Source organism: Photobacterium sp. 270122K (genome assembly GCF_059941365.1).
In genome coordinates this window covers 35,261-49,908 of record NZ_JBPOEN010000006.1, presented here as the reverse complement: position 1 = coordinate 49,908, position 14,648 = coordinate 35,261, and the positions used below count along the sequence as shown (strand labels likewise).

The 14,648-nt window shown below is 50.2% G+C and carries 8 protein-coding genes; all 8 read left to right on the top strand.

Features of this window, described 5'->3' with window-relative positions; translation table 11 throughout:
* The first annotated feature begins 32 nt into the window (after positions 1 to 32).
* The 8 genes from gnpA (at position 33) to ACSF8W_RS12120 (ending at position 14,561) form a co-directional block, all read left to right on the top strand.
* Entirely contained in the window at positions 33 to 2,189 is a 2,157-nt protein-coding gene (gene gnpA, locus ACSF8W_RS12155) for a 1,3-beta-galactosyl-N-acetylhexosamine phosphorylase (RefSeq protein WP_500847593.1), read from the top strand.
* Positions 2,190 to 2,351: 162 nt separating this feature from the next.
* On the top strand, positions 2,352 to 3,704 hold the full coding sequence (locus tag ACSF8W_RS12150) for an anaerobic sulfatase maturase (protein ID WP_500847592.1): 1,353 nt from the start codon (positions 2,352 to 2,354) through the stop codon (positions 3,702 to 3,704).
* A 99-nt stretch (positions 3,705 to 3,803) separates the two neighbouring features.
* Positions 3,804 to 5,555 (top strand): DUF2264 domain-containing protein, encoded by a 1,752-nt coding sequence (locus ACSF8W_RS12145; protein WP_500847591.1) that lies wholly within the window; start codon positions 3,804 to 3,806, stop codon positions 5,553 to 5,555.
* A 70-nt stretch (positions 5,556 to 5,625) separates the two neighbouring features.
* On the top strand, positions 5,626 to 7,542 hold the full coding sequence (locus ACSF8W_RS12140) for an ABC transporter substrate-binding protein (protein WP_500847590.1): 1,917 nt from the start codon (positions 5,626 to 5,628) through the stop codon (positions 7,540 to 7,542).
* A 79-nt stretch (positions 7,543 to 7,621) separates the two neighbouring features.
* Complete coding sequence (locus tag ACSF8W_RS12135; protein ID WP_500847589.1) at positions 7,622 to 8,680, top strand: ABC transporter permease; 1,059 nt, start codon at positions 7,622 to 7,624, stop codon at positions 8,678 to 8,680.
* Between the two features lie 12 nt (positions 8,681 to 8,692).
* Positions 8,693 to 9,835 carry an ABC transporter permease gene (locus ACSF8W_RS12130; protein WP_500847588.1) on the top strand — a complete coding sequence of 381 codons (1,143 nt, stop codon included), beginning with the start codon at positions 8,693 to 8,695 and terminating at the stop codon, positions 9,833 to 9,835.
* 4 nt (positions 9,836 to 9,839) lie between these two features.
* Positions 9,840 to 11,570, top strand: coding sequence for a dipeptide ABC transporter ATP-binding protein (locus tag ACSF8W_RS12125; RefSeq protein ID WP_500847587.1), 1,731 nt, complete (start codon positions 9,840 to 9,842; stop codon positions 11,568 to 11,570).
* 165 nt (positions 11,571 to 11,735) lie between these two features.
* A complete protein-coding gene (locus tag ACSF8W_RS12120) occupies positions 11,736 to 14,561 on the top strand; it encodes a polysaccharide lyase 8 family protein (protein ID WP_500847586.1) in 2,826 nt (941 codons plus the stop codon).
* Positions 14,562 to 14,648: the final 87 nt, after the last annotated feature.

The window sequence follows — 14,648 nt, the reverse complement described above, 5'->3', positions numbered from 1 at the left end:
GAATTAGCATGGCACACACAACGCAAGGACACATGACACTTCCAGTGGAAGTGGGACAGGAAGAAGTGGTATTGGATCTGTACAAACGTTGGCAGGCTGATGCCCTACGTGACAGTGACGGCACCACCATGCCAGATTCATTGGCAGAGCAAGATTGCGATATTTACTCAGTATTGTGCATCGTTCGTGCCGATCAGGCTTACGCGAAAGCACACCCTGAATATCTGCACCGTAAATACTTGTCATCGTTCCCGTTAACGGCGATGGCGACGGAGTTGGTGATCCACCCGCTACAGGGTTACTGTGCCGAGAAATACGAGCTGGACGATAACAGCAACCCGAAACAACACTGGGAAGTGCGTAACCGCACTACCAATGAAGTGGTATCGGTTGATCAGTGGGACTTTGTGGCTGAGAACGGCACCATTGTGGTGCGTGACACCACACCATTCCATGAATACACCGCGTCGGTAATGGTACGTCAGGTATGGGACAGTGTGTCGATGTACAACGCACTGACTAACGGTTGGACGGGCGACAAGATCCGCAGTCTTGACCCGTACCACCCAGAATGTCGCGCACACTTGAAGCGTTACTTCGCGCAGTGGTTGGAAGATCACCCGAATACGTCGGTTGTTCGTTTCACCACCTTTGCTTTCTTGTTTGTTATTGATGCCAACGAGAAGAACCAAGATATCTACCGCGACTGGACAGGCTACGGCGAAACCGTGAGCCCAGAAGCGCTGGATGATTTCGAGAAAGAATACGGCTACCGCCTGACGCCGGAAGACTTCGTCGATGCGGGTTACTACAACGGCACCTACAAAGTACCAAGCAAGCAGTACCGTGACTGGATGGCGTTCATTCAGAAGTTTGTGGCGAAGTTTGCCGGTGAACTTGTGCAAATGGCGCATGATGCCGGCAAACGTGCGGCGATGTTCCAGGGTGACCACTGGATCGGTACTGAACCTTTCCTTCCGTCTTACCAAGAGATCGGTATCGACATTAACGTGGGCGCGGTAGAAGACGGTGTGGCACTGCGTCGTCTGACCGATTCTGCGGGCGATCAAATCAAAGAAGCCCGTTTCTACCCGTACTTCTTCCCGGATGTATTCCGCGAAGGCAACAACCCGGTGATCGAGTCGATGGCGAACTGGGTGAAGATCCGCCGTGCCATGCTGCACAAGCCGTTGGATCGCATCGGTTACGGTGGTTACCTGTCGCTTGCGAACAAGTTCCCGCATTTTATCGACCATGTGACTCAGCTTTCTGGTGAGTTCGGTGTTTATCGTCAGCACACCGGTGGTGAAGCGTCAGCCAAAGTGGGCGGAAAAATCGCCGTGTTAAACGCATGGGGTGTGGCGCGTTCTTGGCTACAAAACCAAGCACAAGATCAGCGTTTCTACGTGCCGCCACGCCCAGACGTGATGGAACTTGTGGGTAACAACCCATTGGAATGTTTGGCGGGTCTGCCGTTTGACGTGGAATTTATCAGCTTTGAAGACATTCTTGCGCATGGCATTAGCGATGACATCAAGGTGATCATCAATACTGGTGACGCTGATTCGGCATGGAGTGGCGGTGAAAACTGGGGCAATCCACAGATCATCACAGCACTGCGTGAGTTCGTGGGTAACGGTGGTGGGTTGTTGGGGATCTGTGATCCGTCAGCGCACCTACAGAATGGCCGCTTCTTCCAGCTAGGCGACGTGTTCGGCCTGGAAAAAGAAACGTCTTTGACCATGGGCCGTGTGGCACAGCCTGTGCAGTTGGATGGCGAGCACTTCTTGGCGCAGTGTCTGACGGGCGAAGAAGACTTCGGTAACTTGAGCTATGTGTACCCACAAGCACATGACATGAGCGTGATTGCGGCACAAGGCCAACACTTGGCATTGACGGCACGTGAATACGGCCAAGGTCGCTCGGTGTACTTGGGTAACTTGCCATTCACCATGACCAATGCGCGCTTGTTGCAGAACATCTTGTTGTGGTTGTCGCAGTCTGATCAGGAAAGCTACCCATGGCTATCAAACAGCGCCAATGTGGATGCGTGTTACTACCCAGCAACGGGTAAAGCGACGGTGGTGAACTACACGGATACGCCACAAGCCGTGACAATCACTGACACCCAAGGCCAACAGCATGAGATGGTGCTTGAGGGCTATGAGTGGCGTTGGCTGGAAGCGTGATGTCACAGCGTCACAGGTTGTATGATTTGTGAGGCATACCAAAGTTAATTAATAGCTTTATCATTATCTTACGGGCTCAACTTCGGTTGGGCCCGTTTTTTATTTGGATGTGAATGGTTGGCCGCTTAATGGTTGGCAACGTCTTCACTGGCAAGGACTGTAATGAACACCTCTCACTTGTTTTCTCCTGCTATCGCAACACACCCGTTATATCAACAATGGGCCGACGCGGCAGCGCAACTCCCCGTTTCACCACACTGCCATACCATGGCCAAGCCGAGTGGGTCGGTGTGTAATCTCGATTGCACTTATTGTTTCTATCTGGAAAAAGAAAAGCTCTACCCCGAGCGGCAAAAAAACTGGCGCATGGATGACGCCACGCTAACGCAATACATTCACCAGCAGATTGATGCCCAGCAAGGGGCGGATGTGGTGTTTGCATGGCAGGGTGGGGAGCCGACGATGCTGGGGATCCCGTTTTACCGCCGTGCGTTTGCCTTGCAGCAAGATTATATCGACACGCTATTTCAGGCCACCGGTCAGCGTAAGCAGATCACCAATACGCTCCAGACCAATGGGGTGCTGATTGACGACGACTGGGCGCAGTTGTTTGCGGAGAATCAGGTTCTCGTGGGGATCTCTATTGATGGTCCACAAGCGTTGCATGATCACTATCGGGTGAAGCGCAACGGCCAACCCAGTTTTGATTTGGTGATGCGTGGGATCACAGCGCTGCAACGTTATGGCGTGCGGTTTAATACCTTAACCGTGGTGAATGATGTCAACGGTGCTGAGCCAGAGGCGGTGTACGACTTTTTGGTGTCGATTGGCAGTGATTTTTTGCAGTTTATTCCGCTGGTGGAACGCAGCCAGACCGAATGTGCAGGCAAAAACAAAGACAATGAAGATGTATTGCATTTGGTACTGCCTGACGATCCTAAAGCCCGTGTCACGCCGTGGTCGGTAGCGCCGGCGCAGTTTGGTGAGTTTTTGAACCGAATTTTCGATGTTTGGGTGAAGCGTGATGTGGGGCGGGTGTTTGTGCAGTTGTTTGACAGCGCGCTGGCCAGTCAATTGGGCTACCCAGCCACCTTGTGCTCTCATGCGCCGCGCTGTGGCAGTAACTTCGCGTTAGAAGCCAACGGGGATGTGTATGTGTGTGATCACTACGTCTACCCTGAGCATTATCTTGGCAACATTCACCACACCACGCTAGACGCAATTAAGCACGGCGTGCCAAATCGGGCGTTTGGGCTGGCCAAACAACTGACATTGAGCCCGCAATGTCGTCAATGTGAATGGTTACATGCCTGTCAAGGTGGCTGTCCGAAACATCGTTTTGTTTTTGAGTCGAATAATACGAATCCGTTGCATTATCTCTGTCCTTCTTACCATGCTTTCTTCACGCATTCTGCGCCAAAAATACGAGAGATGGCCGCGCTTTTACTGCGGGGGAAACCTGCAAATCTCGTGATGAATAGTGCACTGATCACAAATCGAGAGAGCGCCAAATAAAAAACATGATCTAGCGGGCATTAAATATGAAAAGCAGTTTTGAAAATATAAGAAATGCGTTTAAATATATTTATCGAAACTGCTTCAGGACGCTAGGAAATGAAAACAATCGCCATGAACGCCAATGGTGTGATGTACCAAAACCGCCGTGAGACCGTAGACGTGTTAGCCACGTTCATTGGCGCACAGGTAGCGGGATTGCGTCCTGAAAATGCGGCACTGTCTGATGCGACAGGTCGTGCCCATTATGATGAAAAAGCCCTTAATTTAGAAGGTGTTGCTCGCATTTTGTGGGGCGCTGTGCCACTGGCGAATGATGCGCCTGAACTGCTTGAACAATTACTGGCGGCGGTGATTAACGGGATTGATTCTGAGCATGAAGCGTATTGGGGCGCCCCGGTAGATTTCAGCCAACGTTGCGTTGAAATGTCAGCCATTGCCATGGCCATGGTTGATGCAGAATGTATTTTCTTTGATCGCTTAACGGCCACGCAACAACAGCAATTAATTATTTGGCTACAAAGCGCAACAGATATTCGTATACCGAATAATAACTGGCATTTCTTTCGCGTGCTTATATTAATGGCATTGCGTCATGTGGGTGCGGAATATAACGCGCAGGTGCTTCAAAGCGATTTATTAGAAATCGACAACATGTATTTAGGGGATGGTTGGTACCGTGATGGCCGCAGTGGCTGTACTGACTATTACAACCCGTTTGCTTTCCATTATTACGGTTTATTGTTTGCCCGCTGGGTGAATACCGTGACTGATGAACTGTCTTCAGAATTAAATCAATACGCCCAACTGTTTATTCACCGTGCTGCTTTGTTTGCACAGAACTTTGCGTTATGGACCGGTGAAGACGGTGCGCCGATTGCGTACGGCCGTTCTATGTCTTACCGCTTTGCAGGCGCTGGTATTTGGAGTGAGTTGGCGTGTTATCCCGCTGCACTAAGCCGTGTCAGCCTGACCGTCAGCGACATGAAAACCTTGTGGGCGGCAACACTGCGTTGGTGGAGCCAGCAACCTATCGTTAGCGAAGGCACACTCAGCGTCGGTTTTACCTATCCCAATTTGATTGCCAGTGAATTTTACAACAGCCCGATGTCGCCCTTGTTGGCGCTGAAAGGCTTTGCGGCGGTGCGTTTGCCTGAAGGGCATCCATTCTGGCAAGCCCAAGAGAGCCAGATTATTCAGCAGTCAACCCAAGTCGCGCTGGAAAAGAACAAGCAACTCGTCGCCCGCCATAACGGCATCAGTATTTTGCTGAGTGGGGCGCCGTCTGCCGCCGAATTGCGTAACAGTCACGATAAATACCTCAAGTTTGCGTATTCCTCCGCCCACGGTTTTGGCGTTGAAGCGCTGCGTTGGATTGAGCAAGGCTTTATCGGTGACAACGTCATGGCCTGTCAGCATCCCGAAACACAAGCGTGGTTCTTCCGTAATCAACTCTTAACTTCTGAATTGCGTGAACAGCAATTGATCACGGTCTGGCAGCCGTTTGAAGGTTGCGTGATTGAAACCGTGCAGTGGTTTGAGAAAGGGGAAGAGTTCCGTCGTCATACCATCGATTCTCAGTGTGATTTCAATTTTATTCTGTCCGGCCATGCGGTGGATACCTGGGTGAAATGCATCGGGGAATTAGACGCATTGACCGAAGCGCGAGTCATGGGGCTAACCTTGATCAGTGAACTGCAACTCCTTGATGGTAAAGGGCATTACAGCGTGATGCCGTGCGCCCCGAATACAAACATTCGTTACGCCCAGGCCGCTGTGCCTGTCATTCATGGCAACGTGGCCAAAGGTCACAGTGTAATGCTCATGAAGGTTATCACAGCAAAGCAATAATATGACGGGTCTTGGTGTGTCCACCTTATCCAATATCGTTTTTGTTTTTAAAAACTCTCCGGAGAAATGTATGAGAAGTAACATTTTCAACCGTAAGTACTCCCTACTTGCTGCTTCGATAGCAACGATTATGTCTCTACCTGCTTTTGCGTACCAGCAAGCCCCTGAGCTTGACGCACTTGTGAAGGCTGGCAAGCTACCGACTGTTGAAAAACGTCTACCGCAAGATCCATTGGTTGTGACACCGTTTCAATCTGTCGGCCAGTACGGCGGCACGTTGGATTTAGTGGGCTTGTGGGGTGATAACGGTCACCGCATGCGTATTCTAGGTAACAACAACCTATTTTCGTTCAACCACACTTACACCGATGTGGTACCCAGCCTAGCAACAGGCTACGAATCAAACGCAGAAGCCACGGAATACACCATCTTCTTGCGTAAAGGCATGAAGTGGTCTGACGGTTCTGAATTCAGCGCACACGATATTGTTTATTACGTGAACGACGTACTGGGTGATCCGAACCATGCGGGTAACCGTCCATTGTTCTTCAAGAGCCACGATGCGGCAAAGGCAGAAGCGATCAATGCCCACACGGTAAAAATCTCGCTGAAAGAGCCAAACGGTTTGTTCATTCGCCAGCTAGCGGGTGTGGATGGGTCTAACATTGCCGCATTCAACAAAGCGTACTGTTCTCAATTCCAGCCTCAGTTCAACGCTGACGTTGAAAAATTGGTGAAAGCAGATGGTTTCTCTTCTTGGCGTGAATACTACGAAGTGAAATGTCCTGCGCATTACTTCACCCCATTCTATGCCAACGCGGATCGCCCAACGATGGCACCGTGGGTGGTAGAAACCCCACCGTCAGCGAACGCACCGTTTGCCGAATACGTACGTAACCCGTACTACTGGCAGGTCGATACTGCGGGCAACCAGCTGCCGTATATCGATTCTGTAAAGTGGACCTTCTCTGAAAACAAAGAAGAAATGCTACTGCGTGCCGTTGCCGGTAAGACCGATTTCCAAGCGCGTCACATTGATAACGCCGCTAACCGTCCATTGATCTTCGGTAACGCTGAAAAATCAGGCTACAAAGTGATGCTGCGCCCTGAAACACGCATGAACGTGTTGGTCATTGCATTGAACCAAAACGCAAAAGATCCGGTGAAACGTGAACTGTTCGCGAACAAAGACTTCCGCATTGCGATGTCTCACGCGATTGACCGTTGGGATATCAGCGAAACCTTGTTTGCGGGCGCAGTTGAACCGTACCAAGCCGCACCGTTGGACGCGTCACCGTTCTACAGCGACGACTTTGCGAAGCAGTACACCGAGTTTGACCTGAAAAAAGCTAACCAGATGCTGGACAAGCTAGGCCTGACTAACCGTGACAAAGACGGTTTCCGTCTGATGGAAAACGGCGAGCGTATCCGTATCGAAGCACTGAGCACCACGCTTGTGAAGCCTGAAACCCGTGATGCACTGGAAATGGTGAAGAAGCACTGGCAAGAAGTGGGCGTGATGTTGGATATCCGCATCGTTGACCGTTCGCTACAGAACTCAATGCGCTTTGCGAATGACTACGACGTGATCCCATGGTACGGCGACGGTGGTGTGGGCATCATCGATGAAGCGCGCTGGTACATGCCGTTCTCTCCTGAATCGACATTCGGTCTAGGCTGGTACAACTGGTCAGCAACGCCAGATGCAGATTCTGCGGTTGAGCCACCAGCAGCCGTGAAGAAGCAGATCGACTTGTACAACCAGATCCGCGTTACGGCTGATAAGGCGAAGCAAAACGAGCTAATGCAGCAAATTATCGACATCGCGGAAGAGAACTTCTTCGCTATCGGTACGGTAAACGGCCTACCAAGCACAGTGATCGTGAACGATAAACTGCGCAACGTACCAGAAGGTATGCCTGAGTCTTACAACCTGATGACACCGGCACCAATGCGTGTTGGCCAGTTGTGGTTTGACAAAAAATAACACCTAAAAAAAGGGGGGCAGTACAGGCTGCTCCCCCTTATACGCTAGCGACACAATATAGGGATTTAGGGGAATTGATATGAGCAATTTCTTAATCGGTGCAAGAGACCAAGTGGGCTCAATAGTTGTGCCATTTTTCGAGAAGCATCCGATGGTGGCGAGCGGTTTGTCTCGTTTCAGTTTGATGGTGTTTACCTTCTTATGTATGTCCGTCATCATTTTCTTTGTGATTGACTTACCCGAAGGTGACTTCGCCACCGCGAAGATTGCTGAGCTTCAATCACTGGGCCAAACCGTTGACCCAAAAATGATAGAAATTCTCCGTGAAACATATGGGTTGGATAAACCGCTGCTTGTCCGTTACTGGGACTGGTTCTCAGGGATTTTGACCGGTGACTTGGGGATGTCACTGTCAACGCAAGAGCCTGTTTGGGACACGATCAAAACCCGTCTGCCAGTGACCTTGTTGCTGATGTCTGGCGTATTGATTTTCATGTTTGCGACGGCTATTCCAATCGGTATTTATTCCGCACTGCGTCCGTATTCTGTGGGTGACTATTTCGGCACGATTATCGGTTTCCTAGGAATGGCCACGCCGAACTTCGTTATCGCTATCATCGCTATCCTGATTGGTTATGAACATTTTGGCGTGGTGATCACAGGGTTGAACTCGGATGAGTACCTGGGTCAGCCAATGTCATTGGCCAAGTTCTGGGATTCTTTCCAACGTAGCTGGGTCTTCATTCTTGTTCTGGGTACTGCGGGTATGGCCACCATCATCCGTAAAGTGCGTGCCAACTTGATGGAAGAGCTGAATAAACCGTATGTCACCACAGCGCGCGCCAAAGGCTTGAGCGAGCGTGAACTGACGATGAAATACCCTGTGCGTTTAGCCCTGATCCCGGTTGCAGCAACTATCGGCTGGAAACTGCCGGTACTGTTGGGCGCTGACATCATTGTTAGTCAGGTAATGAACATGCCAACGCTGGGTACCTTGATGCTTCAGGCGTTAGAAAAACAAGACATGGTACTGGCCGGCGACATCCTGCTCATCATGGGTGGTCTCACCATCATTGGTACGCTGGTTTCCGACATTCTACTTCGTTTGATTGACCCACGTATTCGTGCCGGCGCTTAAAGGAATAAAGACATGAGTGCTCTAGTAGAAAGACTAAATATTTTTAAACTGAAGAAGTTGGATAAAGAGACGGCCACGGCCTCTCAACTGATGCTGCACAAGTTCCGCAGCAACCGCCTAGCCTGGTGTAGCTTCTGGTTCTTGTTGGTGGCCTACACGGTTGCGATGCCATTTGCTGAGTTTTTTGCCCCGTTCGAGTCGGGTGACAGCTGGCGCCGTTACACCTTTGCACCGCCACAGGAAATGCACTTCATTGAGAAAACGGATGAGGGCTACCAGTGGGCACCGCATTTGAGTGTTTACTCAGTGAAAACTGACCCAATGACGCTGCAAAAATCTTATCAATTGGATGAAAACAAGAAAGCGTACTTTGAATTCTTCGGCCAAACCGATGAGTACCACTTGATGGGCTTCATCCCGATGACCACCAAGTTCATCGTTCCGCATGATAAGAAGCTACCGTTCTTCTGGCTGGGTTCAGACCGTATGGGTCGTGACATGTTGTCACGTGTGATCCACGGTGCGCGTATCTCGCTGTCAGTGGGTTTGATGGGGGTGTTCTTTAGCTTGGTTATCGGTATCACGATTGGTTCTATCGCGGGTCTGAAAGGGGGCTGGTTCGATACGGTAACTAACCGTGTGATGGAAGTGATTAAAGCGATCCCAACGCTACCGTTGTGGATGGCACTCACCGCGTCGCTACCGCGTGAGTGGGACAGCATCACCAAGTATTTCCTGGTTACCCTGATTCTGGGTTGTGTGACCTGGCCGGACATGGCGCGAGAAGTGCGTTCACGCTTCATGTCACTGCGTAATGAAGAGTTCATCAATGCAGCGTGGCTGGACGGCAACTCACAGGCTTCAATCATTCGTCGCTACATGGTGCCGAACTTTATGGGTCACATCATTGCTGCGGTTACATTGGCGATTCCAGCGATGATCTTGGGTGAAACGTCACTGAGTTTCCTTGGCCTTGGTTTGCAAGCGCCCGTTGTAAGTTGGGGTGTATTGCTCCAAGAAGCACAAAATATCCGCTCAGTCGCTGATGCGCCTTGGCTGCTTTATCCTGCGGGCATGGTGGTGTTCGTTATTCTCGCAATGAACTCGCTGGGCGATGGCTTGCGCGATGCGACAGACCCTTACCATGAGGTATAACGAGATGATTGATAAAGTATTAGAAATTAATGGCCTGAACGTGAGCTTTGACAGCACACTGGGCTCTAAACATGCCGTTAAAGACCTTAGCTTCGATATTGTTCGTGGTGAAACCCTGGCTGTCATTGGTGAATCCGGTTCAGGTAAGTCGGTGACCTCAAAAGCGATTTTGCAAATCTTAGGTAAAACCGGTCATATCGATTCGGGTGAAATCTTGCTGCATGTGGATGGGTCGAAAGTCGATATCACCACGCTAGAAAGTGACAGCATTCAGATGCGCCGCATCCGTGCAGAACGCATCTCGTTGGTCTCACAAGAGCCAATGAGTGCGCTTAGCCCAGTACACACCGTGGGTGATCAAATCAAAGAAACCTTATTCATGTGTAATAAGGGGCTAACTGAGTCAGCAGCACGTGAGCAGACCATTAAACTGCTGACCCAAGTGTTGCTGCCGGATCCAGAGACGCTGATTGACAAATACCCGTATGCGTTGTCAGGTGGCCAGCGCCAGCGTGTGTGTATCGCGATGGCCATTGCCAGCCGCCCGGATATATTGATTGCCGATGAGCCAACAACGGCACTCGACGTAACGACTCAAGCTGAAATTTTGGACTTATTCGCCAAGCTTCAGCAAGAGATCAACATGTCGATTCTGTTTATCACTCACGACTTAGGCGTTGTCGCGCAGATTGCCGATCGCGTCGTGGTGATGAAAGACGGCGAAGTGGTAGAACGAGGGGATGTGCGTCAGATTTATGAAAACCCACAGCACCCGTACACCACTAAGTTGATGGATGCAACGCGCCGTTTAGAATTGCCGTCTGAGCTGAAAATTCCGTATAACGCAAAAAACTCAACGGCGACCAAGCCGATCATTGATGCGCGCAATGTGTGCAAAATTTTTGAAAATGGCGGCGGCTTCTTCAAGAAAGGCAAGCAACTGGTCGCGCTAGATAACGTCTCTGTCGTGGTGAACCAAGGTGAATCACTGGGTATCGTGGGCGAGTCAGGTTCGGGTAAATCGACGCTGGGTCGTGCGATTTTAGGGCTGGATCACGCTACCTCTGGTAGCATTCAATATCACGATCCTAGCCGTAATCTGGATGTGGATTTGGTGAACTTGGCCCGTAAGCAAAGTGATCACCTGTTCATTGACTTGCGCTTGATTTTCCAAGATCCGATGTCATCGCTGAACCCCCGTATGACGGTTGCGGATATCATTCTTGAGCCTTTGCGTCAGCTAAAGCCAGAGATGAGTGATGAAGAACGCCGAAAAGAGCTGCATGAAGTGATGGACTGGGTCGGTGTACACCGTGACTGGGCCGCACGTTATCCGCACGCTTTCTCCGGCGGTCAGCGTCAGCGTATCGTTATCGCGCGTGCATTGATCACCCGTCCAAAGCTGGTGATTGCCGATGAAGCGACGGCTGCACTGGATGTATCTTTGCGCTCTCGTGCACTGGATCTGCTGATTGAATACCAAAACCGCTACGGGACGTCGTTCATTCTGATCACCCATGACATTGCCACAGTGAAATATTTCTGTGACCGCATGGTGGTACTAGAGAAAGGCCGTATCGTTGAGCAAGGTTCGGTGGATCAAATCATCAATAACCCTCAAGAAGCGTACACCAAACGTCTGATTGATGCGGTACCTAAAGCCGAGTTGCCGCCATTAGAGGCCGGCGCTGAACAGCCACAACTGGTCGAAGAACCAGCGCGCCTGACGGCTTAACGCTTAATTTTATTCAAATTCCCTCACTGAGCGCGTTCGCGCGCTCGGTAGGGTTTTTATTACCCAAAAAAACAGATTTATAAAAAGTACGTTTATAAAAAGTGCGTTTATAAAAACAAATTTCCAAAAACATTACTTCCAAAACTAATAATGAGAACTACCCCTATGCAAATGAAACACTCTTTACTTGCGTTAGCTATCGCTGCCACGATGACTGGTTGTATTCATGAAGATCACGATACATTGAATCCAACCACACCGCCGTCAGTGGAAACCCCTAAACTACCCGCGAACCCTTCTATTCCGGCGGATGCACCAACGGTACCGAATAACCCGGCACCGAATAAGCCGTTTAAAGTGTCGATTGATCTGGTTGCTGCAAGCAAAACGGCCTCATCGCCATTATTGGTCGGTGATGAAGCCACTGTGGTGATGGCCTCTCAAACGGTACGTAATGCCGCGACTGAGCTAATGGTGAAACTGAAAGCGGAAGACTTCACAAACGGTTATGCCGTGGTTGAAATCGACGGTTTGGCCGCCGGTGCTTACACCATGACTAACACCATTAGCCAAGGCGATATGGTGAAGTTTCAAGGTGAGCCTGCTGAGTTTGACGTTATCGTACCGACGGTAGAGATTGATTACGATGTAGCGGTGAAGAATTGGGCATCGCTATGGACGCCGCCAAATACGACGGATGAGCAATATCAGCTCATGATTGAAGCGAAGCTGGACACCGCAACGGCCTCTTACGCTGGTTTTACCAAAGACAACGCGGAGTATTTGTGGGCCGATCAGAAACTGTATAAAGATTACGGTGATGGCCCAACGGTTAACGCAATGGCAACGAAAACCTCGTTTGCTCGCTTACGTGATTTAGCGGTGGCTTATACGCTGAACGATCCTGCATTTACTACCGATGAAGTATTGGCAGACATTCTGTTCGGGATGGACTACCTACTGAAAGATTTCTACAACGCTGATTTGATCCCACACAAAAAAGATAACTGGCATGAGTGGGAGATCGGTACACCGAAGATCATTCACGATATCGCCTCATTGCTCTATGCGCACGTACCTGAAGCCATGATGCAAGACATTATTGATGCATCTCGCGCGCAACTGCCTGATCCAACGAAGCAATATGCGGGTAACTCACCACATAACGACATTACGAACACTGGTGCAAACCGTGTTGATACTTCGATGGTGGTGCTACAGCGCGGTATCTTTGAAAAGAATGATGCTGAAATTCAGCGTGCGTTGGATGCAATGCCAATCGTGCTTGAGCCAGTAACCAGCAAAGACGGTTTCTATGCCGATGGTTCGTTCATTCAGCACCAAGATATTCCGTACATCGGTACCTACGGCATGATTTTGCTGTCGAATATCTCTCGTATCATGGTGATGTTGGATGATACCGGTATCTCTTTGGATGATGAGCGCTACAAGCTGGTGGATGAGTACCTGTTCAGTGCCGTTGCACCGTTCTTGTTTAAAGGCCAGATGATGGAATCGGTTTCAGGCCGTGCTATCGCGCGTGGCTGGTCACAGAACAAAGGTGAAGGCCGAGGTGCATTGTCTGTGCTTCTGCGTTACTACGATTCACGTGAAGGCGACGTGAAGCAGCGTTTGGGTGCGGTGATCAAAGAGCAACTTCAAACCGATACCGATGCCTTCTTTACTAAAGCGACAGACTTTAAAGTGCTGGACGTGGCTGAGCGCATCTTGAACGACACATCGGTAGTGGCGAAAGGTGAAATTGAAGGTAACTTCTTGTTCCACAACATGGACCGCATGGTACACCGTGGTGATGGTTACGCTCTTGCAGTCTCGCTACATTCAAACCGTATTGGTAACTACGAGTGTGGCGCAAACAATACCGAAAACACCCGTGGTTGGTACACGGCTGACGGTATGACACACCTTTACGATGCCGACCATAAGCAGTTCACCGATTGGTACCCACTGGTTGATCAGCGCAAGATGCAAGGCGCGACAACGACGGGTGAGCACATTGGTAACTGTACGGGCCGTAACACGTATGGCAACAAGAAAGCGAACATGAAGTGGGTAGGTGGTACATCAAACGGTGAATTTGGTGTGATTGCGGCTGATTTCTTCAACTCAAGCCAAGGTGTGACCAACGGTAAGTACTTCGCGACATCGGCGAAGAAGTCGTACTTCGCGTTTGATGATGAAATCGTCATGCTGGGTTCTGATGTGCAGTCCGACAAAACGTGGGGCGTGGCAACGTATATTGAAAACCGCGTATTGAAGCAAGATGGTTCTAACACCATTACCGTTGACGGTGCCGTTTGGACACCAGAGAAGGCCAATAGCAGTGATGATTACGCGAGTATCACGGCCAATACGACTTACCACGTCGAAGGTAACATGGCGGGTTCCCAGTTGGGCGTTTACTTGCCAACCGCGAAAAAAGCGGAACTGCGTTGGGATGATCGTATGGGTAACTGGGGAGCCTTGTACCCACTGAACACCGATAAGATGGAGAAGCCAACAGTAGAAGGCTATGTACTGCAAACCTTGATTAATCATCAAACGGGTGCAGGCAAAGTGGATAGCTACGCTTACGTGATGCTACCAAGCCACAATGCGGCAAAAACAACGGCGTACGGTAACAACCCAGATGTCGAAATTGCGGCACAAACGGCGAATCTGCATGTGGTGATTGAGAAAACGCAAAACGCGATCGCGGCGAACGCGTTCAGTGTTGATGCGCAAACGAGTGCTGTGGTCGAAACCAAAGGTGAACTGTCTGTGCTGATGGTACGTGAAGGTAACGTAGCGAAGGTATGGGTGAGTCAGCCAACGCGCACGGGTGAGCCTGTGAGTGTGAAATTCCCTAACGCCTTGGGTGATACCACGGTGGAAGACAAAGACAACCGCGTTGAATTAGTGGATGGCTACTGGCAGATCGATACAGACGGTCTGAACGGTGCACCTTACCACTTCAGCTACACCCTGTAATACGGGTGATGCGTTGACTGCGTAACGGTAAATAAAGCGCTGCTCCCTGAGGGGCAGCGCTTTTTTTCTCTCTTTCTTATGGATATA